This window comes from Pseudomonas sp. B6001 (assembly GCF_013386015.1).
In the GTDB taxonomy this organism is placed as follows: domain Bacteria; phylum Pseudomonadota; class Gammaproteobacteria; order Pseudomonadales; family Pseudomonadaceae; genus Aquipseudomonas.
In genome coordinates, this window is record NZ_JACAOX010000029.1 from 36,770 (window position 1) to 63,396 (window position 26,627).

12 protein-coding genes are annotated in these 26,627 nt (G+C 63.1%); 6 read left to right on the plus strand and 6 right to left on the minus strand.

Annotation, left to right across the window (positions count from 1 at the left end):
* Positions 1-16: 16 nt before the first annotated feature.
* The 3 genes from HX821_RS26540 to HX821_RS26550 all read right to left on the minus strand — a co-directional run bounded on the left by HX821_RS26540 (position 17) and on the right by HX821_RS26550 (position 16,495).
* Entirely contained in the window at positions 17-2,605 is a 2,589-nt protein-coding gene (locus HX821_RS26540) for a hypothetical protein (RefSeq protein ID WP_177036851.1), read from the minus strand.
* A gap of 132 nt (positions 2,606-2,737) precedes the next feature.
* Positions 2,738-15,676 carry a non-ribosomal peptide synthetase gene (locus HX821_RS26545; RefSeq protein ID WP_177036853.1) on the minus strand — a complete coding sequence of 4,313 codons (12,939 nt, stop codon included), beginning with the start codon at positions 15,674-15,676 and terminating at the stop codon, positions 2,738-2,740.
* A gap of 60 nt (positions 15,677-15,736) precedes the next feature.
* On the minus strand, positions 15,737-16,495 hold the full coding sequence (locus HX821_RS26550) for a thioesterase II family protein (protein WP_177023348.1): 759 nt from the start codon (positions 16,493-16,495) through the stop codon (positions 15,737-15,739).
* A gap of 278 nt (positions 16,496-16,773) precedes the next feature.
* On the opposite strand from HX821_RS26550, the gene HX821_RS26555 reads away from it, so the two are divergent.
* Positions 16,774-17,325, plus strand: coding sequence for an RNA polymerase factor sigma-70 (locus HX821_RS26555; RefSeq protein WP_003209024.1), 552 nt, complete (start codon positions 16,774-16,776; stop codon positions 17,323-17,325).
* A 138-nt stretch (positions 17,326-17,463) separates the two neighbouring features.
* Here HX821_RS26555 and HX821_RS26560 read toward each other — a convergent pair whose 3' ends face one another.
* The 3 genes from HX821_RS26560 to HX821_RS26570 form a co-directional block, all read right to left on the minus strand.
* On the minus strand, positions 17,464-18,477 hold the full coding sequence (locus HX821_RS26560) for a GNAT family N-acetyltransferase (protein ID WP_177036855.1): 1,014 nt from the start codon (positions 18,475-18,477) through the stop codon (positions 17,464-17,466).
* Between the two features lie 66 nt (positions 18,478-18,543).
* Positions 18,544-19,332, minus strand: coding sequence for an ABC transporter substrate-binding protein (locus HX821_RS26565; RefSeq protein ID WP_177036857.1), 789 nt, complete (start codon positions 19,330-19,332; stop codon positions 18,544-18,546).
* A 99-nt stretch (positions 19,333-19,431) separates the two neighbouring features.
* Positions 19,432-20,055 (minus strand): TetR/AcrR family transcriptional regulator, encoded by a 624-nt coding sequence (locus HX821_RS26570; protein WP_177036859.1) that lies wholly within the window; start codon positions 20,053-20,055, stop codon positions 19,432-19,434.
* Positions 20,056-20,209: 154 nt separating this feature from the next.
* On the opposite strand from HX821_RS26570, the gene HX821_RS26575 reads away from it, so the two are divergent.
* The 5 genes from HX821_RS26575 (at position 20,210) to HX821_RS26595 (ending at position 26,492) form a co-directional block, all read left to right on the plus strand.
* The gene (locus HX821_RS26575; RefSeq protein WP_177036860.1) at positions 20,210-21,988 is read left to right on the plus strand and encodes an acyclic terpene utilization AtuA family protein; all 1,779 of its coding nucleotides are present in this window, start codon (positions 20,210-20,212) and stop codon (positions 21,986-21,988) included.
* Positions 21,989-22,000: 12 nt separating this feature from the next.
* Entirely contained in the window at positions 22,001-22,873 is an 873-nt protein-coding gene (locus HX821_RS26580; RefSeq protein ID WP_177036862.1) for an SDR family oxidoreductase, read from the plus strand.
* Positions 22,874-22,876: 3 nt separating this feature from the next.
* Positions 22,877-24,493 carry a geranyl-CoA carboxylase subunit beta gene (atuC, locus tag HX821_RS26585; protein WP_008431693.1) on the plus strand — a complete coding sequence of 539 codons (1,617 nt, stop codon included), beginning with the start codon at positions 22,877-22,879 and terminating at the stop codon, positions 24,491-24,493.
* Positions 24,494-24,564: 71 nt separating this feature from the next.
* Entirely contained in the window at positions 24,565-25,722 is a 1,158-nt protein-coding gene (atuD, locus tag HX821_RS26590; protein WP_177036865.1) for a citronellyl-CoA dehydrogenase, read from the plus strand.
* On the plus strand, positions 25,719-26,492 hold the full coding sequence (locus tag HX821_RS26595) for an enoyl-CoA hydratase-related protein (RefSeq protein WP_177036867.1): 774 nt from the start codon (positions 25,719-25,721) through the stop codon (positions 26,490-26,492). Before atuD ends, HX821_RS26595 begins: the two co-directional genes overlap by 4 nt.
* The last annotated feature ends 135 nt before the right edge of the window (positions 26,493-26,627 follow it).

Sequence of the window (26,627 nt, forward strand, 5' to 3'; positions counted from 1 at the left end):
GTCTTTTCAGCGCGGATTAAATCCCCTCGACCAGGAAATCATCCATGTACCAATCGTTGCCGCTCGTAGCGCCTTCATGGCTATAGATTTCCAGCAGCACGGGAGCGATGGTTGGCGTAAAGGTGAAGCTCAGTGTGTGCCAGTTCAGGTCAACCAACTCCTCCACCGGTGTTTGTTGAATGGAGTCTTTGCGCAACGATAACTTGGGCGTCGCGAACGCAACGCTGTACCGTCGAACCCGTACGGAAAACCGGTAAGTAAAACCGCTCTCCAAATCCAAGAAGCGCCGCTGCAGGATCGGGCCGAAACTGTTATTGGTAAATGTGAAATTCCTGACTGCGTAATCGGGCTTGCCGTCAGGTCCCGTCCCCATATATTCAATGCTGATATCCCTGGCATCGGGTGCGCCTGACCCTACGGTCCATAAACCCAAGGTCTGATCGTTGAAATCCGTCAGGTCTCTGTACTGCTTGCGCAACAGCAACATCAGCACAGGGAACACAATTGCTTCGCTCACATGGGAGCTGCCGTCCGCCGTAACCTTGAACACGATGTTCAATACGGACCTGTGGCGAAACTTTTCCAGTTCCTCACGAGGCAGAACGTGCGACAACCCATGGTTTGCCTGCTCTTGCGTGATCGGCTCATTGACCAGCAGCTTGAGGGTATGGGACGACCCGTCGAGCAAGGTTCCCGTACATTCCAGCCAGCCCTTTTGCCCCACCAGGATGAACCACCAGGCTTGCAGCGTAATCTCGGCATCCCCGGTAAAGGTGCGCAAGTCCAGTGTCCCCTGGCCACCGGGCAATTGAGTGGCCTGCGGCACCTCTGGCGCAGGCAAGCGCTGCGGTACACTGATCTGTAGCTCCAGGTCAGCTGACGTGACGTGCTTGCATGCGCTCGCGACGCTGTAACTGACGGGCACTGTTTTGCCGCTTCCAGCGATTACAGCCTCGCGGGGAATGGTGAAGTCAACGTACTTCGGATCAGTGTTACCCGGCTTGGGTGGCAACGGCAGGCAACTACCGTCCGATTGTGTCCAACACACGCTGATCTCGTCATGAGCACTGATGTGGTCATATTCCACCCGTGCCGTCACGCCATCACGGCCATTCCATACCGTCAACTGCGAGCCCACGGCCTCCCGAATGGTCAAGGGTTTCAGGACCAGGTCTTCCTGATGAATATCCAGGTGCAGCACAGGAAACGGCTCGGCGCTGGCCCTGTCGGACCGGCCATCGAAGTTCACCGCAAAATGCACGTCAAAGCGGCTGCAATCGGCCAGTTTTTGCAGGTCGCGCCGGGACAGCAGCGTACTGACGCCCTCCTGCAGCCATTGCTCGGAGAGCGGCTCGCCATCCAGCACATCGAAGCGATAAGGCGCGCCATCTTCCCGCTCACCGGTTACCCACATCCAGCAGGGCTGCCCCAAGGCGCCGTAGGCATAGGCCGCCACCGTCAGTTGCGCGTCCCCCTGGAACGTATTGAGGTCCAGCGTACTGCCCGTGGCCTGTTCCACCTGCGGCTTGGGCAGGCCGGAGATATTCAGGATTTTTACCGGTCGCGGCAGCGCCGACCAGGTTTGCCCTTCCCGTCGGACGGTGTAGCGGACCGACACCTGCTTATTGAAATTGGCGCTGATGGCTGACGCCGGCACATTAAAATCAACAACGTCCCGATTGTCGGCCTGCTTGCACTCGATTACCGGAGTGCCTGCCCCGGCAGTCCCTTCCCAGAAGGCGCAAACCCAGTCGCAAGGGCACATATGCTCATAGCTGACCCGGATGGTCGCACCGTCCCGGGTATTGACCGGATTCAATACGAGATTTTCAGGTGTGATTTGCGTGGCTTCCACCACCGTGGGCGCTACGAGATCCAAATGAGGCTCGATGAGCAACGTCAACACCAAACCAGAAATCAGCCGATACACCGGCCTGGAACCCGCACGCGGCAAAAACTCAACGTAGAACGCAATATAAAGCTCACTGTCATGCTTGAGCGTGGCCAGCTCGGCACGGGACAACTTTCGGGTCCAGCCATGGCGCACGTCCTCGTCTGTTACCGGTGCATCTTCATAAGGGTAGAGACTGGCCTTGGACCCATCAGGGTAAATCCCCCCGATATAGACCTGAGCCACTTGAACCGGGTCGATGAACGGCCAGGCATCGACATGCAGAACCGGGTCTTCACCGCACAACAAGGACAGGTCCAGAACACCGCCTGAGGCTTGAAAGATCTGCAGTTGCGGCAAATTGGACGGCAGCTTGATGAACACGTCGGCAACGGGGGAAGGATGTTCCTCGCCATCGCGGGTAACGACATAGGAAAACAGCGCGAAGTTATCAATGCGCAGCCCTACGTAATACGGGGGTACGTGGAACTCGACCGAGCCCGCTTCGACGCCATCCAGGGAGGCAATCGGCGCGTATTCCCCCGGTGTCGACTCCCAGCGCAACGCAATACTGTCGGTGCTGAGCATCCCTTCGTAGAACACCCGGACAGTAGCCCCCTCCAGCAACTGGAGCGGGTCAACCCGGGGCTCTCCCTCGGCTTCGACCAACTGTGGCTTGGGCAGGTCAAGGGTCAACGGTGATGACTTGGGCATGATAGAACTCCATTTCAACGAGTGATGGTGTTGCCCATCACACGCCGAAATGCCCCCCTTGCCTACTGTCAGAATTCACAGTTCGAACCTTAACAACCGCGCCACCCGACGAGTGGCGCGTTGCGATCCGAGTTAAAAACCCTCCAGCTCCGCCATCAAATCACTCAACCGATCCACCTTCTCGGCGCTGATCTCATTCGCCGCCAGCCCGTCGATATACCCCGCCAACGCCTCCACCGTGCTGCACTCGAACATCGCCCGCAACGGCACATCCCGCTGCAGCGTCTTCTGCACCCGTGAAGCTATCTGCGTGGCCAGCAACGAATGCCCGCCCAGTTCGAAGAAGTTGTCCTGCACGCCGACGCGCTCGACCTTGAGCACCTCGGCCCAGATCCCGGCCAGCGTCTGCTCCAGCTCATTGCGCGGCGCCAGATATTCCTGGCTGTGCAACTGGCCGATCTCCAGTGCCGGCAAGGCCTTGCGGTCCAGCTTGCCGTTGGCGTTCAGCGGCAACCGGTCGAGCCACAACCAATGCAACGGCACCATGTATTCCGGCAGCTCGGCCCGCAGGCGTTGCTTGATGCGATCGAGGCGCTCACCCGGGTTGAGCTGCGCATCCGCCGCCACCAGGTAGCCCACCAGATGCTTGCCGTTGACGCCCTCCTGCACGCCCACCGCCGCATCCCGCACTTCAGGCTGCTCATGCAGGCGCGCTTCGATTTCACCCAGCTCGATCCGGTAACCGCGAATCTTCACCTGATGGTCGATGCGCCCGACGTACTCCAACACACCGTCGCTGCGACGGCGGGCCAAATCCCCTGTTCGATACAACCGGTCCGCACCCAATGGATTCGGCACAAACGCTTGCGCCGTGCGCAGCGGATCGCTGACATAACCACGCCCCACGCCCGTCCCGACCACGCACAACTCGCCAACCGCGCCTTGGGGCACCAATTCCAGCGCGCCGTCCAGCAGGTACAACCGGTTGTTGTCAGTCGGCGTACCAATCGGCAGATAAGTGCCACGGGTCGACGCCAGGTCGACGCGGAAGAACGCCACGTCGTCCGAACATTCCGCCGGGCCATACGCGTTGACCAGGCCAATCTGCGGATAACGCAGCAACCACTGGTGCGCCAGTTCCGGCGGCATCGCTTCACCCGTCGGCAGCATCCAGCGCAAGCCATCCAGGCTCATGCGGTCCTGGGCGAGCATGCCCTGGATCAGTGACGGCACGCTTTCCAGCACGGTAATGCCCTGGGCCTGGACGTGAGCGAGCAAGCCTTGCGGATCATGGGCAATGGTATTTGGCACAATGTCCACCCGCGCCCCGAACAGCGGCGCCGCGAGGAACTGCCACACCGAGATATCGAAACTTTGCGAGGCGGTCTGGGCGATCACATCGTGCTCAGTCAGTTGCAGATACGGCACCTTGCTCAACTGGTTATTGAGCATGCCGCGCTGTTCGACCATCACGCCCTTGGGCAGGCCAGTGGAGCCCGAGGTGTAGATCACGTAGGCCAGGTTATCCGGCGCGCTGTAGATGCCCGGGTTCTGCTCTGAACCCACCAGCTCCTCCCACACCAGCAGCCTCGGTCGCGAGCCACAGGCAAACTCTTCCAGCAACAGATCCGCCTGTTCCCGACAAGCCTCGGTGCACACCAGCAACGGCGTACGACTGAGGTCGATGATCCGGCTCAAGCGCTGGGTCGGCAGCCCCGGATCCAGCGGCAAGTAACCCGCGCCGGCCTTGAAGCTGCCGATGATCATGCCCAGCAAATCCAGATTACGTTCAGCCAGCAACGCCACCGGTTGGTCCAGCCCGACACCCGCGGCAATCAGCGCATGACCCAGGCGGTTACTGCGCCGGTTCAGCTCAGAGTAGGTCCATTGCTGATCCAGGCAACTGGCGGCAATCCGCTGTGGATGCTCTGCCACCTGGGCTTCGAACAGCTCGATGTAACTGCGCTCCAGCGGATATTCATGCTCGCTCTGGTTGCAGCCGTCCACCAGGAACTCACGCTCCTGCTCGCCAATCAGCGGCAAGTCGGCCATGTCGCCATGGAAGCCCTGCACCAGCGCCAGCAGCAGCCGCTTGAATTCAGCGAGCATGCCTTGCACGGTGGTTTCATCGAAATAACGCTGGTCGTAGGACAGGTGCAAGCCCAGGTCATCGCCCGGGTAGCACACGGCCGTCAGCGGGAAGTTGGTGTGGGTGCGACCGGAATCCGAGGTGGCATTCAGGCTTTGCGCACGGTCCAGTACCGAGACTTCCACCGGGGCGTTCTCGAACACGAACAGGCTGTCGAACAGCGGCTGGCCTTTCGGCAGTTCGCTGTGCTCCTGGATGGTCACCAGCGGCAGGTACTCGTACTCGCGCAGTTGCATATTGCTGTCGAGCAGGCCGCTCAACCATTGGCGCACGCTGCACTGCTGATCGTCCTCCGGCAGCTTGACCCGCAAGGCGATACTGTTGATAAACAGCCCGACAGTGCGCTGCATCTCGGGCATTTCTACCGGGCGCCCGGCCACGGTGACGCCGAACAGCACGTCGCGATCGCCACTCAAGCGCCGCAGCACCAGGGCCCATGCCGCCTGGGCGAAGGTGTTCACCGTCAATTGATGAGCCTGGGCCAGCTCGCGCAATTGCGCGCCGTCGCGCACATCCAGGCGGGTGTAGCAGTCGCCTACCACCATGCCGCCGCTGTGGCCGGCATGCTCGCGCAGGAACGGCCGGTCGCTCGGAATCGGTGTGGTGCGTTCGAACCCTTGCAGGTTCTGCTGCCACCACTGGCGCGCCTCGGCGAGGTTCTGGCGTTGCAGCCAGGCGATGTAATCGCGGTAACGCGGTGGCGTCGCCAGTTGCGCTTCGCGACCTTCGCCGAGGGCCATGTAGATGTCGAAGAAATCGTTCATCAGCAGCGAGCGGCACCACGCATCGATCAGGATGTGGTGGTTGCTCATCATGAACCAGTAGCGGGCTTCGCCTACGCGGATCAGCCGCAGGTGGAAGGGCGCCTGGTTAAGCAGATCGAAACCGGCTTCACGCTCGCTTTTCAGCAACGCTTGCAGGCGCGGTTCCTGCTCGCTTTCCGGCTCCTGGCTCCAGTCGAGGTACTCGATCGGCGTGCTGCCGGGCTTGTGGATAACCTGCAACATGTCTTCGCCGACGTTCCAGCAGAACGAGGCGCGCAAGGCTTCATGACGGGCGATCACCGCCTGCCAGGCCTGGGCGAAACGCTCGGGGTCCAGGGCGCTGTTGATGCGGTAGCGGTCCTGCATGTAGTAGAGGCCGGTGCCCGGTTCCAGCAGGGTGTGCAGCAGCAAGCCTTCCTGCATCGGGGTCAGCGGGTACACGTCTTCGATGGCATTGGCCGGCACCGGCAGCGCATCGAGTTGCCCCTGGGTCAGGTGCGCCAGCGGGAAGTCCGACGGCGTAAGGCCGCCCGCGTCTGCCTTGAGGCAATGTTCGATCAGGCTTTGCAGTTCCGCCAGGTAAGCGTCCGCCAGTTCAGCGATGGTCTGGCTGTGGTGACGCTCGCGGCTGAAGGTCCAGCGCAGCACCAGCTCACCGCCGTACACCTGGCTGTCGACACTCAGCGCGTTGGGCAACGGCGCCTCCGGGTCGTGGGCGATTCCGGCGGACTCGTCCAGCGGGTGGAACAGTGCGTCGGCGCCAAAGCTCTGATCGAACTGGCCGAGGTAGTTGAAGGTGATACTGGCGCTCGGCAACGCGGCCATGGTCTGGCGGCACAGGTCGTCGGCCAGGTAGCGCAGCACGCCATAACCCAACCCCTTGTGGGGCACGCCGCGCAGTTGCTCCTTGATCGCCTTGATCGAGGCGCCCTGCCCGGCGGCCTCTTCGATATGCAGCGGGGTCAGGCGCAGCGGGTAGGCGCTGGTGAACCAGCCGACGCTGCGGGTCAGGTCGATCTCGTCGAATAGCGGTTCGCGGCCGTGGCCTTCCAGCTGGATCAATGCGGATTCATGGCCACTCCAACGGCACAGCACACGGGCCAGGGCGGTCAGCAGCAAATCGTTGACCTGGGTGCGGTAGGCACTTGGCGCCTGCTGCAACAACTGGCGGGTGCGCTCGGCATCCAGGCGCACGCTGACGGTATCGGCGTCGCGATTGCGCAGCGAACCCTGTGGGCGATCCACCGGCAACTCAACGGCAGGGCCGGCCAACTGTTGCTGCCACACGTGCAGCTCCTCACGCAGGGATTCGCTGCCGGCATACGCCTGCAACCGCGCCGCCCAGTCGCGCAAGGCGCTGGTCTTGGCCGGCAGGTTGACCGGCTGGCCGTCGCTCAACTGGCGATACACGGTCTGCAAATCTTCGAGCAATACCCGCCAGGAAACGCCGTCCACCACCAGGTGATGGATCGCGATCAGCAGCCGGCGCTGGCCTTGCGGGCCGTCCACCAGTAACGCGCGCAACAACGGGCCATGGGCGAGGTTGAGGCTGCGCTGGGTGTCGGTGAACAGCGCGCCGCACTGCTCCATGTCCGCCACCTGGGCTTGCAACAGCAGGCCGCCTTCCGGCACAGCCAAGTGTTCGGCGTGCCATTGGGCGTCGCGCTGGGTGAAGCTCAGGCGCAGGGCGTCGTGATGTTCCAGCACCGCCAGCAACGCTTGCTCCAGGCGATGAGGTTCCAGGGCCTGAACCGGCTCCAGCAGCAATGCCTGGTTCCAGTGTTGGCGCTCCGGGATGTCGGTGTCGAAGAACCAGTGCTGGATCGGCGTCAGCCCGGACGCGCCGGTCAACACGCCTTGTTCGGCGCTGACCTGCTCGCTGCGGGTCGCCACGGCGGCCAGGGTTTGCACGGTCTGGTGCTGGAACAAATCACGCGGACTGAAATGAATCCCCGCCTGCCGGGCCCGGCTGACCACCTGGATCGACAGGATCGAGTCGCCGCCCAACTCGAAGAAGTTGTCGTCAAGGCCTACCTGTTGCACGTTCAGTACCGCGCACCAGATGGCCGCCAGGGTTTGCTCCAGCTCGTTGCGCGGCGCCACGTACTGTTGACGATTCGCCTCGGGGTCCGGCTGCGGCAAGGCGCGGCGGTCGAGTTTGCCGTTGGCGGTCAGCGGCATGCTGTCGAGAACGATCAGGTGCGCGGGCACCATGTAGTCCGGCAGCTGCGCTTTCAGATGCGCCTTTAGGGATTCACGCAGCGCGCCCTGCTCCTGGTCGCTGACCAGATAGGCCACCAACTGCTTGCCGCTCGGAGAGTCCAGCGCCAACACCACCGCTTCACGCACCGCCTCGTGTTCCAGCAGGCGGATTTCAATTTCTCCCAGCTCGATGCGGAACCCGCGAATCTTCACTTGATGGTCGATACGACCGAGGTATTCCACCAGGCCATCGGCACGCTGGCGCACCAGGTCGCCGGTGCGATACAGGCGACCGCCGTTCGTGGCAAACGGATCCGCGACAAACCGCTCCGCCGTCATCCCCGGACGCTGGTGATACCCCTGGGCCAGGCCGGCACCGCCGACGTACAACTCACCCGTCGCGCCTTGCGGCACCAGCGCCAGATCCGCATCCAGAATGTAGGCCACACGCGCGCCGATGATGCTGCCGATCGGCACGCTGCCGGCGCCCTCTTCCAGGGCTTCCGGGGCCAGGCTGGCCAACGGCATCACCACGGTTTCAGTCGGGCCATAGGCGTTGAAAAACAGCGCCGGCTTGAATGCCGCACGAATGCGCTGCAAGTGTTCGCCGGTCAGGGCCTCACCGCCGGTGATGCACATGCGCACCGCCAGGGTCTGGTCTTGCGTGGCCAGCCATTGCGCCAACTGGCTGCCATAGCTTGGGGTGAAGCCCAGGATATTGATGCGGTGCCGACGAATCAGCCCGCAGATTTCTTCCGCGTCCCACTGGCCCTGGGCCCGCAACACCACCTGGGCACCACTGAGCAACGGCACCAGCAGACGCTCGGTGGCAGCGTCAAAGTTGATGGAATAGAAGTGCAGCTCGCAGTCATCCGGGCGCATGCCGAAGCGCTCGATCACCGCCTGGCAATGCATGGCGATTTCGCCGTGGGACACCACCACGCCCTTGGGCTTGCCGGTGGAACCGGAGGTGTAGATCAAGTAGGCCTGATTTTGCGGCAGGCTGATGAAAGGCAACTCGCTTGCCGGGTAGTCCGCCAGGGTCAGCAGGTCATCTTCCAGGCACCAGCGGCCGACACTCTCAGGCAGTTCGCCCAAGGCGTCGAACATCGCGGCATCGCTGAGCAACAGGCCGATGCCACTGTCCTCGATCATGTAGTGCAGGCGGTCCAGCGGGTATTCCGGGTCCAGCGGCACATAGGCGCCGCCGGCCTTGAGGATTGCCAGCAGGCCGACGACCATTTCCAGCGAACGCGGCAACGCCAGGCCGACCCGCACCTGCGGGCCCACGCCGCGCTCGCGGAGCATCCAGGCCAGGCGATTGGAACGGCTGTCGAGTTCGCTGTAGCTCAGGGTCTGCCCGGCAAAGGTCAACGCCGGTGCATCGGCACGGGCCAGGGCCTGCTCGCTGAACAAGTGATGGATGCACTGGTCGAGGCGATGCTCGCCGGCTTCAATGCCAAGGCTGTCTTGCAGGGCGCGCTGTTCGCCAGCCTCCAGCAACGGCAACTCACTCAGGCGCTGTTGCGGATCGGCGAGCAAGGCTTCCAGCAGGTTTTGCCAATGCGCCGCCATGCGCGCAATGCGCGGCTCGTCGAACAGGTCGGTGCTGTAGGTCAGGCAGCAACCCAGGCGATGATCGAGGTCAGTGACTTCCAGGTTGAGGTCGAACTTGGTGGCGCGGGCGTCGTTGGCCAGGTATTCGACGGTCATCCCGGCCAGGGTGCGGCTCTGCTGGAATTCCCAGCGCTGCACGTTGCACATCACCTGGAACAGCGGGTTGTACGCCGCGCTGCGGGGTGGTTGCAGGGCCTCCACCAGATGGTCGAACGGCAGGTCCTGATGGGACTGGCCTTCGATCACGGTGTGGCGAACCTGGTCAAACAGTTCGCCGACACTCATCTGCCCGTTGAGCTGGCAACGCAGCACTTGGGTGTTGAGGAATGCGCCGATCAGCCCTTCGCTTTCCGGGCGAATCCGGTTGGCCACCGGCGCACCGATGCGCAGGTCAGTCTGGCCGCTGTAGCGGTAGAGCAATACCGCGAGGGTGGCGGTCATGGTCATGAACAGGGTCAGGCCGCGTTCGGCGTTGAAGGCACGCACGCGGGCGGCGAGGTCGTCGCTCAAATCGAAACGGTACAGCTCGCCCTGGTGACTTTGCACCGGCGGCCGCGGACGGTCGGCCGGCAGTTCCAGCAGCGGATGTTCGGTGCCCAGTTGCGCGGTCCAGTAATCCAGTTGGCGCTGGCGTTCGCCGGACTCCAGCCACTGGCGCTGCCACACGCTGTAGTCGAGGTACTGCACCGGCAGTGGCGCCAGTGGCGATTCGCGGTCGTCGATGAACGCTTCATACAGCGCGCTGAGTTCACGGGCAAAGATGTCCATGGCCCAGCCTTCGGTGACGATATGGTGCAGGGTCAGCACCAGGTAATGTTCCTGCTCGCCGGCCTTGACCAGGCAGGCGCGCAGCAGTGGACCGGTCTCCAGATTGAACGGCGTGTGGGCTTCATGGTCGGCCAGTTGTTGCACTCGCCGTTGCCGCTCGGCCTCATTCAACGCAGAGAAGTCCTGCCAATCCATGCGCACGCCGGTTTGCGCCGCGACCTTCTGCTGCGCCACGCCATTGATGCTCGGGAACGTGGTGCGCAGGGTTTCATGACGCATGATCAAGGCCTGCAACGCCGCCTCGAAACGGCCCACGTCCAGCACCCCGCGAAAGCGCGCCATGCCGCCGACGTTATACGCCGGGCTGTCGGGCTCCATCTGCCAGAGGAACCACATGCGCTGCTGGGAATAGGACAGTGGCACCGGCTGGCTGCGGTCGACCTTGCCGATGGCCAGCTGTTGGTTACGTTGCCCGGCGGCCTGGATCAGCCGGACCTGCTCGGCGAAAGCCCCCAGCTCGCTGGCGTCGAACAGCGTGCGCAACGGCAGTTCGACGTCACAGGCCTGGCGGGTGCGGGAGATGATTTGCGTCGCCAGCAACGAATGGCCGCCAAGGGCGAAGAAGTCGTCCCGCAGGCCGATGCGTGGCAGCGCCAGGACTTCACGCCAGATCGCGGCGATTTGCTGTTCCAGCGCTGTTTCAGGTTCGACGTGCTCACGTACCTGCCACACCGGTTCCGGCAAGGCGCGGCGATCCAGTTTGCCGCTTGGGCTCAGGGGCATCGCGTCCAGGCGCATCAATTGCGCCGGGACCATGTACTCCGGCAGCTCGGCGGCCAGGGCGGTTTTTACGTCCTGTTCATCCAACGGTTCGCTGGCGGTGTAGTAGCCGATCAACTGCGCACCGGCTGCGGTTTCCCGCACCAGCACCACCGCTTGGGCGATGCCGTCGAGAGCCAGCAGGCGGGCTTCGATTTCTTCAGGCTCGACACGGAAGCCGCGCAACTTGACCTGCTGATCCAGGCGTCCGAGGTATTCCAGTACCCCATCGGTGCTCCAGCGCACGCGGTCACCGGTGCGATACAGGCGTGCGCCCGCCTCACCCAACGGGTCGGCGACAAAGCGTTCGGCGGTCAGCCCCGCACGCCCGAGGTAACCCCGGGCCAGGCCGATGCCGCCGATGCACAACTCACCCGGCACACCCGCCGGCAGCGGCTCGAACTGATCATCCAGCACCCGGCAAATCACATTGCCCAGCGGCCGGCCAATCGGCGAACGCTCGCCGTCCTCGGCCTGGCAATGCCAGTGCGTCACGTTGATCGCGGTTTCGGTGGGGCCATACCGATTGTGCAACTGCACCGCCGGCAACTGCGCCAGCACCCGGTTGCGCAACTCGGCGGGCAGCGCTTCACCGCCGGAGAACAGGCGACGCAGGCTGGTGCATTCGGCAGCCAACGGTTCGTCGACAAACAGCTGCAACAGCGGCGGCACAAAGTGCAGCGTGGTCACGCCGTGCTCCTGCACCAACTGCGCGATGCGATGGGGATCGCGATGCTCGCCGGGGCCGGCCAGCACCAGGCGGCAACCGGTGATCAGCGGCCAGAAACACTCCCACACCGACACGTCGAAACTGATGGGCGCCTTTTGCATCAGCACATCAGTTTCATCCAATTGGTAGGTGGCTTGCATCCACTGCAAGCGCTCGGCCAGCGCGGCATGGGTGTTGCCCACGCCCTTGGGCTGGCCGGTGGAGCCGGAGGTGTAGATCACATAGGCGAGGTTGTCGCCATTGAGGTGCAAACCCGGCGCATGGGTCGGCCAACTGTCGAGCTTGAGGCTGTCCATGGCGATGACGCACACGCCTTGCGCCGTGGGCAGTTGTTCCAGCAGTGAAGTTTGGGTCAGCAGCAGTTGCACGCCGCTGTCCTTGAGCATGTAGCCCAGGCGTTCGGCGGGATAATCCGGGTCCAGCGGCACATAGGCGCCGCCGGCCTTGATGATTGCCAGCAGGCCGATCAGCAGTTGCGGCGAACGCTCGGCGGCGATGGCCACGCACACGTCCGGGCCCACGCCCTTGTCCCGCAGGTAATGGGCCAGGCGGTTGGCCTGGGTGTGCAATTGCGCGAAGGTCAGGCTGCCGTCCTGCCACACCACTGCGGTGCGTTCCGAGACGTGTTGGTTGAGGTGTTCCGGCAGCCAGCGCTGCGCCGGTGTGCACGGCGCAGCGCTCCACTGCTGTTGTTGGCGCTGCTCGTCGACGTGCAACAGCTTCAGGTCGCCGATGGCCTGTTGTGGTTGCTCGCAAATGGCTTGCAGCAGGTTGATGAAGTGCCCGGCCAGGCGTTCGATGGTGGCGGCGTCGAACAGCTCATCGGCGTAGTCGAAGGACAGGCTCAGGCGCCCGTTGCGGTCTTCTTCAGTGTGCAGTTGCAGGTCGAACTTGGCTTCGCGGCTGTGCCATGCCAGCTCGTCGGCAAGCAGGCCCGGCAAGCGGCGCAAGGCGCCGAGGTCACGTTGCTGGTGGTTGAACATCACCTGGAACAGGCCTTGTTCCCGAGCTTGGGGGAAGGCTTCCAGCAGTTGTTCGAAAGGCAGGTCCTGATGGGCCTGGGCACCCAGCGCTGCGGTGCGGGTTGCCGGCAGCAACTCGGCGAAGGGCAGGCGCGCATCCAGTTCGGCGCGCAGTACGAGGGTGTTGATAAAGAACCCGATCAGGCCTTGGGTTTCCTGGCGCGGACGGTTGGCGTTGGGCACGCCGATGCGGATATCGCGCTGGCCGCTGTAGCGATAGAGCAGGCTCTGGAACGCCGCGAGCAACAGCATGAACGGCGTGGATTCGTGGCTTTGGGCAGTCTTGCGAATGGCTTCGCCGAGGCTCGCGCTCACACGCACACTGTGACGCGAGGCACTGCGCAGGTGCTGCGCTGAACGCGGGTGATCGGTGGCCAGGCTCAGGGTTGGGTGCTCGTCGCCCAGTTGTTGTTTCCAGTAAGCCAGTTGTCGCTGGCCCTCGCCTTCGGCCAGCCACTGGCGCTGCCAACTTCCGTAGTCGGCGTATTGCAGGGCCAGCGCTGGCAGCTCCAGGGGTTGGCCCTGGGACGCAGCGGCGTACAGTCGCGAGAATTCGTCGATCAACACGTTCAGCGACCAGCCGTCCGCGATGATGTGGTGCAGGGTCACCAGCAGTTGGTGGTCGTCGTCATCCAGGCGTACCAGCGTTACCCACAGCAGCGGGCCTTTCTCCAGGTCGAACTGGGTGCGGGCTTCGTCTTCACGAATCTGCTTGGCACGGGCTTCCCGCTCGGCGGCAGGCAAATCGCTGAGGTCGATGACTTGCAGATCGAAATCAGCCTTGGCGTCGACCCGCTGGAAGGCCTGGCCATCGCGCTCGAAGAAGCGCGTGCGCAGGGCTTCGTGGCGCTGGATCAGTTGCTGGAAGGTTGCGCGCACCGCGTCTTCATCCAGCTCGCCGCGCAACCGCAAGGCGCCGGGAATGGTGTAGGCGCTGCTGTGCGGGTCGAGTTGCCAGGTGATCCACAAGCGGTTTTGCGCGAGGGATTGCGGCAGGTCTTCCTGGCGCGACAACCCATGGATTGCGCCTTGGGCCACGCCGCCGTCCTGCTGCAATTGCCCGACGCTGGTGGCGAAGGCAGCCAGGGTGGGCGCTTCGAACAACAGGCGCAGGTTCAGTTCCAGGCCGAGGGTTTCCCGCAGCCGGGCGACGACCTGGGTGGCGCTGATGGAGTTGCCCCCCAGCAGGAAGAAGTGATCGTCGGCGGCGACCTGCGTCACCTGCAATTGCTCGCACCAGATCGCGGCAATCTGGTTTTGCAGTTCGGATTGCAGGACAGCATCGCCGACCGGCGCCTGCACGCCGGGGAACTGCGCATAACTGTCGAGGCTGCCGTCCGCCAGGCGTGTGCGGCAGGCCGAGCGCTGCACCTTGCCGCTGGACGTTTTCGGCAAGCCACCGGGGTTGAGCAGCACCACCACGCTCGGCGCTTCCTGGCAGGCTTCGGCCACCGCCTGGCGAATCGCTTTGATCAGTGCCTCCGGCGGCAGGATTTTCTGCACGCTGCGGCTGATTTCGGCAGCAATACCGATGCCTTCCAGGCCCTGGTCATTCACCGCGAACGCGGCGACCCGGCCCTTGCGCACCACTTCCACTTCGCGCTCGATGGCTTGCTCGATATCTTGGGGATACAGGTTGTGGCCCCGCACGATCAGCAGGTCTTTCAGCCGGCCGGTGATGAACACTTCACCTTCGCGGATAAACCCGAGGTCGCCGGTCCGCAGCCAGGTACGGCCTTCGTGCTGGACGAAGGTCTTGGCGGTGGCTTCAGGGTTGCGCCAGTAGCCGTGGGCGATGCTCGGGCCGGTGGCCCAGATTTCACCGACGGCATTGTCGGGGAGCGTCGCCAGGGTGGCGGGGTCGGCAATCAGCACCGCGTGCTCGGGCTGGCTGGTGCCGCAACTCATGATCGCCGCGCCCTGACCGGGCTCGGCGCGATTGGCGGCCAGAGCCTGTTCGTCTAGGCGCACGGCCGGGATGCCCTGGCCACGGGTGCCGCCGGCAACGAACAAGGTGGCCTCCGCCAAGCCGTAGGAGGCGAAGAAATTGTTCGGGGTAAAACCGCAGGCGGCGAACTTCTCGGCGAAGCGTTCGAGGGTGTCGAGGCGGATCGGCTCGGAGCCGGAATACGCGACGCGCCATTTGCTCAGGTCCAGGCGATCCAATGCCGATTCGCTGACTCGCTCGCTGCACAAGCGATAGGCGAAGTCCGGCCCGCCGCTGATGGTGCCGCCGTATTCGCTGATCGCTTCGAGCCAGCGCAATGGCCGGCCAAGGAAGTACGCCGGCGACATCAATACGCACGGCACACCGCTGAAGATCGGCTGCAGCAGCCCGCCGATCAGGCCCATGTCGTGGTACAGCGGCAACCAGCTGACGATCACGTCGTCGGGGTTCAGGTCGATGCCGAAGCCGCGACGGATCAGCAATTCGTTGGCCACCAGGTTGCCGTGGGTCACTTGCACGCCCTTGGGCAACGCAGTGGAGCCGGAGGTGTATTGCAGGAAGGCGATGTCATCGTCCTGCAAGTTGGGCGCGACCCAATGGCTCGCGATTTCGGCATTGAGGCTGTCAACGCACAGCAACTGCGGCGCGCCTTCGAGTTGCGCCAGCGAATCACCGAGGCTGGACGTGGTCAGCAGCAACCGCGGCTCGGCGTCTGCAATGATCGACAGCAGCCGCTCCTGATGATGGCGGCGGGCGGACTCCGGCGGATAGGCCGGCACCGCGATGACCCCGGCGTACAGGCAACCAAAGAACGCCGCGACGTAATCCGGCCCGCTGGGGAACAGCAGCACCGCACGATCGCCCAGCCCGGCGTCGGCCTGCAAGGCGGCGGCGATGGTGCGGGCGCGCAGGTCGAGGTCGCGGTAACTGAGGACAACGCTCTGTTCGGCCGTCTCGGCAAGGAAGCGCAACGCCAGTCGATCCGGGGTTTGCGCGGCGCGGCGTTGAAGGGACTGAACCAGGGTGCGGGGAAGTTCGAAGGCGTCCATCATGGGGTTCCTGCCTGAAATCGGCTTACTGGGAAATCGGGGAATGTGTGGCCGGGGGCTTGTTCAGCCGGTTGCCCGGGCCATCTGCCGCGCGGCGTCGTTGCGCCAGCGGGCCAGGTGTTCGTCGGCGTAACGCCGCACACAGCGCAGTACGGAACTCTCGTGCTGCACCAGGAAGAAGTGGTGACCGTCGAACATGTCGAGGGAGAAACCGCTGGCGGTGTCTTGCTGCCAGTCCAGCAGTTGATCGGCGCGCACCGTGTCCTGCTTGCCGCCGAATACATGGATGGGCAGGCTCAGCGGCTCACGCTCGCCGTATTCGAAACTGCCGCACAGCAGGAAGTCGGCCCGCAGGATCGGCAGCATCAACTGCATCAGTTCGGCGTTGGCCAGCACGTCTTCGCCCGTGCCCTTGAGTTCCCGCAGGCGGGCGATCAGTTGTTCGTCGTTTTTCTCGATGGCGTATTCGCTGACATCGCGACAGGCCGGGCCGGCGGTACCCGAGGCAAACAGCGCCAATGGCGGCGGCGCACCCCGTTCGCGCAGGGCATGGGCCAGCTCGAAGGCCAGCAGGCCGCCGAGGCTGTGGCCGAACAAGGCGTAGGGGCCGTCCAGCTCGGCGCGGATCTCATCAGCCAGTTGCCCGGCCAGTTTTTTGATATCGCGCTGCAACGGCTCGTCCATGCGCATGCCGCGCCCCGGCAACTCCAGCGGCCGCACCTGCAACCACTCCGGCAGCGCACGCCGCCAGCGGCTGTAGACCATGGCGCTGGCGCCGGAGTAAGGCAGGCAAAACAGGCGTAATCGAGCCGGCGTGTTCATTTCAGACCACTCCCGCTCACACGATAAAAACCCATTTTGTCCTCCTCCAGGCGCTGATCCTTGGCCGGTTTGTTAACTGGCCTTTCACCCATGAGAACGGATGGCACCGGGAAATAATTAGTCAGCGAGACGCCGTTCACACCTCTCGATAAAGCATAAGATTAGTTCGTCTTCTCATTTGACAATCATTATCATTAAGCATAATTTGTTGCCCGATGTGTAGGAGGCCTCAGCAAGGACGCCCTCCCCCAACCTTCTCTTGCAACAAGGTGATTTCCATGACGGAACAAGTATCCACAGGCAGGTGCGACTCACCCCTACTCCAGGCCTTCGTCGACAATCGACTGATCCTGGTCAAGATCGCAGCGCGTATTACCGGCTGCCGATCCCGCGCCGAAGACGTGGTGCAAGACGCCTACTTCCGGTTGCAATCGGCCCCCACCATCACGTCATCGTTCAAGGCGCAGCTCAGTTACCTGTTCCAGATCGTGCGCAACCTGGCTATTGATCACTACCGCAAGCAGGCGCTGGAGCTGAAATATTCCGGCACGGAAGAGGAAGGCTTGAATGTGGTTATTCACGGCGCTTCACCTGAGACCTCGCACATCAACTTTTCGACGCTGGAGAACATTGCCGACGCCTTGACCGAGTTGCCTCAGCGCACGCGTTACGCGTTTGAGATGTACCGGCTGCACGGGGTGCCGCAGAAGGATATTGCCAAGGAGCTGGGGGTTTCACCGACGTTGGTGAACTTTATGATTCGCGATGCGCTGGTGCATTGCCGGAAGGTTTCCGGGACCCATAGCGACACGTTTGCGCGGCGGGCCTGACGCGCCACACATCCCATGTGGGAGCGGGCTTGCTCGCGAAAGCGGTGGATCAGTCACACATGCATTGACTGACACTGCGCTTTCGCGAGCAAGCCCGCTCCCACATTTGATCTTCGTGCACTCAGATTTTTTGCTCAGTCAAACCAACCCACACCGCTCAAAAAACCGTTCCCGCCCCAGAATCATCAACGCCGCCCGCTTATGAGGAAAATCAAACTCCTTCTCACAGTGGAAACACTGATTCTGCATATGCCCAATCATCTTCCCGTTATCCGCCCGAGGCTCAGCCACCACACGCTGCGTACGCGGATCATCGAGAAACAAGTAATGCACCAGCGCCGACAACCAGCTCGCTACCTTGTGCGGACCACGGTGGTGCTCTTCGCCCACCAGCATATGAATCCCGCGATCGTAATCCGCCGCGTCATAAAACGGCGCAACCCGATCCTCCTTCGCCCAATACGCCTCGAAATAAGCAAACGGCTCATCATCGAAACAGCCAATCAACGTCAACGCATGGGGATCCGCTTCCAGCTTGTCCAGATACTCCCGATGCTGTTCCAGGCTGCCAGTTTCCTGCCAGAAATTCGCCACCCGCGCACTGTTCTGCCAACGATTGAAGCGCGCCAGATCAACATCAATCTCCACCGTACGCAGTGAAATCCACGCCCCCAGCCGCGCATCAAACCGCCGATACACCTCGCCCCGCGGCTTCGGCGCACGGGCAGGATGACGCTTGCCACCGCTGATGATCATCTGCTGCGGATAAGTCCCCGTGAGAGATTGCCCCAGCCACGGTTGCGGCAACTGCCAGAACAACGTGCGCTCGCAATGAAACTGCCCGGCAACCCCGGTCGCCACCAGCAACCCACTGCGCAAGGCATCTTCCGGCGCATGCTCAAGACACCAGACCAGTCGCTGACGCCCGGGCTCCCTGGCAAACAGCCAATAACACGCCGCCCACAAGGCACGGGCAGCCGGCACACTGGCGGGCTCCTGCAAATGCACCTGCACCTCATCACCCCGCTCAAGGCGCAGGCGAATCAGCGGCTGGCCCTCAAGGGTGAGGCTCAGGCGGCTATCAGTTTCATCAGCATTCAGGGCGGGTCCCGCCGGCAAGGGCAGCACAGACAGGTCATTCAGATTGGACATAGGATGGGCTCACGAATCGTCGACAGTTCAACAAGTGACGTGAGCCGAGGGCAAAAATTTAGACGATCACGGTACCGGCATTACATCGATGCGGTAAGACTCGAAGATCTTCAGCAACTGGCCGTTGTCCCTCAGCTGCTTGAGCAGCCCGGCGAACGCCGGCCCCGTGATCGGCGCCTTGGGCCGCAGCAACGCATAGTGGTGGTACACCTGGTCGATCCGCTCGGACACCAGGAACTGCCCCGCCGTATCGGCATTGCGCACCAGGAAATCGCTGAGGTAGGAACGCGTCACCAGGGCAATGTCGGCCCGGCCCCGGGCGACCATCAGCAGGTTGCTGTCGTGGGAATAGGTCAAGGTGGCGTTGAAGTGCTCCGCCATGTACTTGGGGTCGGGATTGAAGTTGGCGAACGCGTAGTGATAGCCGCTGAACACCGCCAGGCGCTTGCCGGTCAGGTCGGCGAAATACGATTGGTCGCGACCGGGCTCCTGCTGGGCCACGAAGATTTCCGCATCCTCCAGGCCCATGTCGACATCGGTGTGGGCAATATCCTGCCAGCCCCACTTGGGGTTTTCGAAGATCGCCATGTCCACCCGACCTTGCTGGAAGTCGCGAAAACGCCGGGGAATCGAGGTGGGTACCAGCACAAACTGGTAGTCGGTTTGCAGGGCGTTCAAGGCTTCCACCAGTTGCGGCAGCAACCCGGTGTCGGCACCCTGCTCCGGGCGCACGGTGTATGGCGGGAAATGCGCAGCACCGACCCTCACCAGTTGGGCGGCCGAGGCAGGCATCAGCCACAGTGCGCCAAGTGCCCATATTGAGAGTCCTGCAGCCAATCGCCAAGGCGAAAACATCAAGGCACACACCGTCGAAAACTTTGATCCCGCTAAGCTAGGCGTTTTTGTCTATCGAGACAACTTTCTGCCACACAATTAATAGCTTGCGCGAAAGGGCTAGTCAGCTTTCAACACCATCAGCAAGGCTTCGTCGGCCAGTTGCTCCAAGGTCATGCTGCCCTGGGCGCGAAACCAGGTGGTGGTCCAGGACAAGGCGCCCGTCAGGAAACGCCGCGTGATAAACACATCGCCCTTGATGTAACCGGCGTTTTTCGCCTCCCCCAGCACCTGCAACCAGATCTCTTCGTAGATATCGCGCAAGGCCAGCACCTGGGCCTGGCCCTCGGCCGACAGGGAACGCCATTCATACACCAGCACCGCCATGGCCTCGCCACTGCCGCCCATGATCGACTGCAATTCGCAACGAATCAGCGCCAGCACCCGCTCGCGCACGTTGCTCGCCTCGGCCAGGGAAGCGCGCATCAGGGCGGTGTTGTAGTGGATGGTTTCCTCCATCACCGCCCGCAGGATTTCGTCCTTGCTCTTGAAGTGATGAAAGATGCTGCCGGACTGGATCCCGACCGCGCCGGCCAGGTCACGCACGGTGGTGCGCTCAAAACCCTTGTTGCGAAACAGGTGGGCCGCGGTTTGCAGCAGCTTGCCACGGGCACTGTCGGGGTCGGTCAATTGGCCGGCGTCGACCATGGCGCGCATCACCCGCAGGGCTTTTTGCTCATCCATGCTGCTCTCCTTAACTTCTGGTTACGTCTTGGGCGGCAATTTAGGCCGTGGCAGCCAACCAAGCAAGCGCTTGGGGCAAAGTTATGACCAGAGTTTACAAACCAAGCGCTTGCTTGGTAGTGTGGGTGCCAGCAAACCAGAGGAAGGACGCCCCATGAACAAGACGGTACGCATCGGCTGCGCCAGCGCCTTCTGGGGCGACACCTGCACCGCCGCTGCGCAGTTGGTGCACGGCGGCACGCTGGATTACCTGGTGTTCGACTACCTGGCGGAAGTCACCCTGTCGATCCTCGCCGGAGCGCGAATGAAAGATCCCCAGGCCGGCTATGCCACGGATTTCGTCGAGGTGCTGACGCCGCTGCTGGCGGATATCCAGCGCCAGGGCATCCGCGTGATCAGCAACGCCGGCGGGATCAACCCCCAGGCCTGCGCCGCCGCGTTGCAGGCGGCCTGCGACCAGGCCCGAATCCCGTTGAAGATCGCCGTACTGCTGGGGGATGACCTGCAACCGCAGTTCAAGCAACTGCAAGGCGTCACCGACATGTTCAGCGGCGCGCCCTTGCCGCCGATGTGCGTATCCACCAACGCCTACCTCGGCGCGCCCGGTATCGTGCAGGCGCTGGAGCTGGGTGCCGATATCGTGATAACCGGCCGTGTGGTAGACAGCGCGGTGGTCAGCGCGGCGCTGGTGCATGAGTTCGACTGGTCCTGGCAGGACTACGACCGCCTGGCCCAGGCGGCATTGGCCGGGCATATCATCGAATGCGGCGCGCAGTGCACCGGCGGCAACTTCACCGATTGGCGGGAGGTGCCGGACTACGAACACATCGGTTTCCCGATTGTGGAGGTCAGTGCCGACGGCCAGTTCACCGTCAGCAAGGTCGAGGGCACCGGCGGACTGATCAGCGAACTGAGCGTCGCCGAGCAACTGCTGTATGAAATCGGCGACCCGCGCGCCTACCTGTTGCCCGACGTGATCTGCGACTTCAGCCAGGTCAAGCTCCGGCAACAAGGCAAAAACCGCGTGCACCTGCACGGCGCCAAAGGCCTGCCGCCCACCGACCAGTACAAGGTCAGCGCCACCTACCCGGATGGTTTTCGCTGCACCGCCAGTTGCCTGATCGCCGGGATCGACGCGGTGGCCAAGGCCGAACGGGTCAGCCAGGCGATCATCAACAAGACCTCAGAGCTGTTCAGCCAGCGCGGCTGGGCGCCCTACACCGACATCAACATCGAACTGCTGGGCAGCGAAGCCACCTACGGCCCCCATGCCCAACGCCAGGACTGCCGCGAAGTGGTGGTGAAACTGGCGGTGCGTCACCCCAGCAAACAGGCGCTGGTGCTGTTCGCCCGGGAGATTGCCCAGGCGGCCACCGGCATGGCGCCGGGGCTCACCGGGATCGTCGGCGGGCGACCCACGGTGTACCCGCTGATTCGGTTGTTTTCATTCCTGATCGATAAAAGCGCCTGCCAATTGCAGGTCGACTTCCTTGGCGAACGGCATGCCTGCGAATTGCCCGTCACCAAACCGCTGAACACCTCGATCGCATTGATCGACCCGCCCAAACCCCAAGGCCGCGCCGACGCCAACGTGCCGCTGGTCAAGCTGGCCGTGGCCCGCTCCGGCGACAAGGGCAACCACAGCAACATCGGGGTGATCGCCCGCGAGCCCGACTACCTGCCGTGGATCGCCGAGGCACTGACGCCCGAAGTGATCGTCGACTGGATGAGCCACGTGCTCGACCCGATCCACGGCCGCGTCGAGCGCTGGTATTTGCCCGGCAGCCACAGCCTGAACTTCCTGCTGGAAAACGCCCTGGGTGGCGGCGGGATTGCCAGCCTGCGCATCGATCCCCAAGGCAAGGCCTTCGCCCAGCAACTGCTGGAAATCCCGATTGCCGTGCCGCAGCACATTGCCGATCAATTCACTTAAAGGACCCGCGCCGTGGCCTTCGACTCGATCTTCAAAGCCGACCTGTTCCAGGGGCAGACCATCATCGTTACCGGCGGCGGCAGTGGCATTGGCCGTTGCACCGCCCACGAGCTGGCAGCCCTCGGCGCCCATGTGATCCTGGTGGGGCGCAAGCCGGAAAAACTGCAAACGGTGGCGGCGGAGGTCAGTGAGGACGGCGGTCGCGCCAGCTGGCAGGCCTGCGATATTCGTGATGAAGAAGCGGTCAAGGCGCTGGTCGGCCAGGTCCTGCAGGAGCACGGCCCGATTCATGGCCTGGTGAACAACGCCGGCGGCCAGTACCCCTCGCCGCTCGCGTCGATCAACCAGAAGGGCTTTGAAACCGTGTTGCGCACCAACCTGGTGGGCGGTTTCCTGATGGCCCGGGAAGTGTTCAACCAGAGCATGAGCAAGCACGGCGGATCCATCGTCAACATGCTCGCCGACATGTGGGGCGGCATGCCCGGCATGGGCCACTCCGGTGCGGCACGTTCGGGCATGGACAACTTCACCAAGACCGCCGCCGTTGAATGGGGTTACGCGGGGGTGCGGGTCAACGCCGTGGCGCCGGGCTGGATTGCCTCCAGCGGCATGGACACCTACGAAGGCGCATTCAAGGCGGTGATCCCGACCTTGCGCGAGCATGTACCGCTCAAGCGCATCGGCACCGAATCGGAAGTCAGCGCGGCGATTGTGTTCTTGCTCAGCCCCGCCGCCGCGTTCGTCAGCGGCAGCACCTTGCGCATCGACGGCGCCGCCAGCCTGGGCAGCCGCGCCTGGCCGCTGCACAAGGCGCAACCGCCGAGCGTGTCCTTTAATGGTTTCCACCGGGCTTACTTGCCGGACGTGCTCAAGGAGGAGAAATAAGCCATGCCGGTGATCGACTCGCAACTCGACGCCCACAGCCCGCAATTCGCGCAGAACCGCGAAGCGATGCTCACGGGCGTCAATCAATTGCGCCAGCTGGAGCAAAACCTGCTGGGCAAGGCCGCCGAAGCCAAGGCCAGGTTCGACAAGCGCGGGCAACTGCTGCCACGGGAACGCCTGAATCTATTGCTCGACCCCGGCGCGCCGTTCCTCGAACTGGCGAGCCTGGCCGGCTACAAACTGCACGATGACAAGGACGGCAGCGCCGCTGGCGGCGGGTTGATCGCCGGCATCGGCTACGTCAGCGGCGTGCGCATGCTGGTGGTGGCCAACAACAGCGCGATCAAGGGCGGGACCATTTCCCCCTCGGGCCTGAAAAAATCCCTGCGCCTGCAACAGATCGCCATGGAAAACAAACTGCCGGTGGTGACGCTGGCAGAAAGCGGCGGCGCCAACCTCAACTACGCCGCCGAGATTTTCGTCGAAGGCGCCCGCAGCTTCGCCAACCAGGCGCGGATGTCGGCCATGGGCCTGCCGCAAATCACCGTGGTGCATGGCTCGGCCACGGCGGGCGGCGCGTATCAGCCGGGGCTTTCGGATTACGTGGTGGTGGTGCGTGGCAAGGCCAAGCTGTTCCTGGCCGGCCCGCCGCTGCTCAAGGCCGCGACCGGCGAAGTCGCCACCGATGAAGAACTGGGCGGCGCCGAGATGCATGCGCAAACCGCCGGCACCGCTGAATACCTGGCGGAAAACGACGCTGACGGTGTGCGCATCGTGCGTGAGATTGTCAGCCTGTTGCCGTGGGATGACCGCTTGCCACCTGTGCCAAAGCGCGCTTACAGCGAGCCGCTGTACCCGATTGACGAGCTGTTGGGGCTGATCCCCGACGATCCGAAAAAGCCCTACGACGTGCGCGAAATCCTCGCGCGGTTGGCGGATGCTTCCAACTTCCTGGAGTTCAAGGGCGAGTTCGACCCGCACACCGTCTGCGGCCACTTGCATATCCAGGGCCGGGCCTGCGGCTTTATCGGCAACAACGGGCCAATCACCCCGAAGGGTGCGAGCAAGGCCGCGCAATTTATCCAGCTGTGCGACCAGAGCCAGACACCGCTGCTGTTCTTCCACAACACCACCGGCTTCATGGTGGGCACCGAGTCGGAACAGCAAGGCGTGATCAAGCACGGCGCGAAGATGATCCAGGCGGTGGCCAATGCGCGGGTGCCGAAACTGACCATCGTCGTCGGCGGCTCCTACGGTGCCGGCAACTATGCGATGTGCGGCCGTGGGCTCGACCCGCGTTTCATCTTCGCCTGGCCCAACAGCCGCACCGCCGTGATGGGCGGCGCACAGGCGGGCAAGGTGCTGCGGATCGTCACCGAAGCCAAGCAACTGAAAGACGGCCTGGTGCCCGACCCCAAGGTGCTCGACATGCTCGAACAGGTCACCGCACAGAAACTCGACAGCCAGTCCACCGCCCTTTATGGCAGCGCGAACCTGTGGGACGACGGGCTGATTGACCCACGGGATACACGGACCTTGCTCGGGTTTCTGCTGGACATCTGCCACGAGGCCGAGGTGCGGCAACTACAGCCCAACAGCTTTGGTGCAGCGCGGTTTTGATGATTGTTCCCACGCTCCGCGTGGGAATGCAGCCCGGGACGCCCCGCGTCCCCATAGGGAGAACAATAAAAATGATCTTCACCCAGGAACACGAAGCACTGCGTCGCACCGTCCGTGGCTTTGTCGAGCGCGAGATCAACCCGCATGTGGATGAGTGGGAAAAGGCCGGACGCTTTCCGATCCACGAGATCTTCCGCAAGGCCGGCGACCTCGGTTTGCTGGGTATTTCCAAGCCGGAAAAATTCGGTGGCATGGGCCTCGACTACAGCTACTCGATCGTCGCCGCCGAAGAGTTCGGCAGCATTCGCTGCGGCGGCATCCCGATGTCCATCGGCGTGCAGACCGACATGTGCACCCCGGCCCTCGCCCGCTTCGGCTCCGATGAATTGCGCGAAGAATTCCTGCGCCCGGCCATCAGCGGCGAACAGGTGGGCTGCATCGGCGTCTCGGAAACCGGCGCCGGCTCCGACGTGGCCGGGCTGAAAACCCATGCGCGCAAGGACGGCACCGACTACGTGATCAACGGCAGCAAGATGTGGATCACCAACTCACCGAGCGCCGACTTCATCTGCCTGCTGGCCAACACCTCCGACGACAAGCCGCACATCAACAAGTCGCTGATCATGGTGCCGATGAACACCCCTGGCATCAGCGTCAGCCCGCCCCTGGAAAAGCTCGGCATGCACAGCTCGGAAACCGCCCAGGTGTTTTTCGACGACGTGCGCATCCCCCAGCGCAACCGCATCGGCCATGAAGGTGCGGGATTCATGATGCAGATGCTGCAGTTCCAGGAAGAGCGGCTGTTCGGCGCGGCCAATATGGTCAAGGGCCTGGAGTACTGCATCGACAGCACCATCGATTACTGCACGGAACGCAAGACCTTCGGCAAGGCGCTGATCGACAACCAGGTGATCCACTTCCGCCTGGCCGAACTGTCCACCGAAATCGAATGCCTGCGGGCACTGGTGTACCAGGCCACCGAGCAGTACATCAAGGGCCAGGACGTGACGCGCCTGGCCTCCATGGCCAAGCTCAAGGCCGGCCGCCTGGGCCGGGAAGTCAGCGACAGTTGCCTGCAATATTGGGGCGGCATGGGGTTCATGTGGGACAACCCGGTGGCCCGGGCTTATCGCGATGTGCGGCTGGTGTCGATTGGTGGTGGGGCGGACGAGATCATGCTGGGGATCATCTGCAAATTGATGGGCACCCTGCCGGGGAAGAAGTCGTGAACACGTTGTTGCTGGAACCGCATAACGGGGTGCTGCATGTGACCCTCAATCGGCCGGACAGCCGCAATGCCATGAGCCTGGAAATGGTCAACGAACTGCGTGCGGTACTGGCCGATGTGGCTGGGGACAAGAGCGTGCGGGCGTTGGTTATCAGCGGCGCGAGTGGGCATTTTTCGGCCGGTGGCGATGTGAAGGACATGGCTCGCGCGGGAGCCGCGGGCGGCTTGCAGGCGTTGAACCGGGCGTTCGGTACGCTGTTGCAGGAAGTGGAGGCGCTGCCGCAGGTGGTGATTGTGGTGCTTGAGGGTGCCGTGCTGGGCGGCGGGTTTGGGTTGGTGTGTGTCAGTGATGTGGCGATTGCGGATCATCAGGCGCAGTTTGGGTTGCCGGAGACCGGCCTTGGGTTGTTGCCGGCGCAGATTGCCCCGTTCGTGGTGAAGCGTATCGGGCTGACCCAGGCGCGGCGGCTGGCTTTGACGGCGGCGCGGTTTGATGGGGTTGAGGCGCTGCGGTTGGGGTTGGTGCATTTTGTGGAGCACGATCCGCAGGCGTTGGCGGAGCGGCTGGATGAGGTGTTGGGGCAGGTTTTGCGGTGTGCTCCGGGGGCTAATGCGCGGACCAAGGCGTTGCTGCTGGCCAGTGGTGAGCAGGTTTTGGGGCCGTTGTTGGACCAGGCTGCCGAGTGGTTTGCCGAGGCGGTTTGTGGTGAGGAAGGGGTTGAGGGGACTCAGGCGTTTGTGCAGAAGCGCAGGCCGGGGTGGGCGCGATGAATCGGGGGCATATCCGTTATTTTTGTAATGGCGACTATGGGTTCCGCTCTTACAGCGGGTCACTTTTGAAAAGCGCAAAAGTAACCAAAACGCTCTTGCCCCACCACTCGGCTCCTCGCTTAGGCTCGGAGTGCC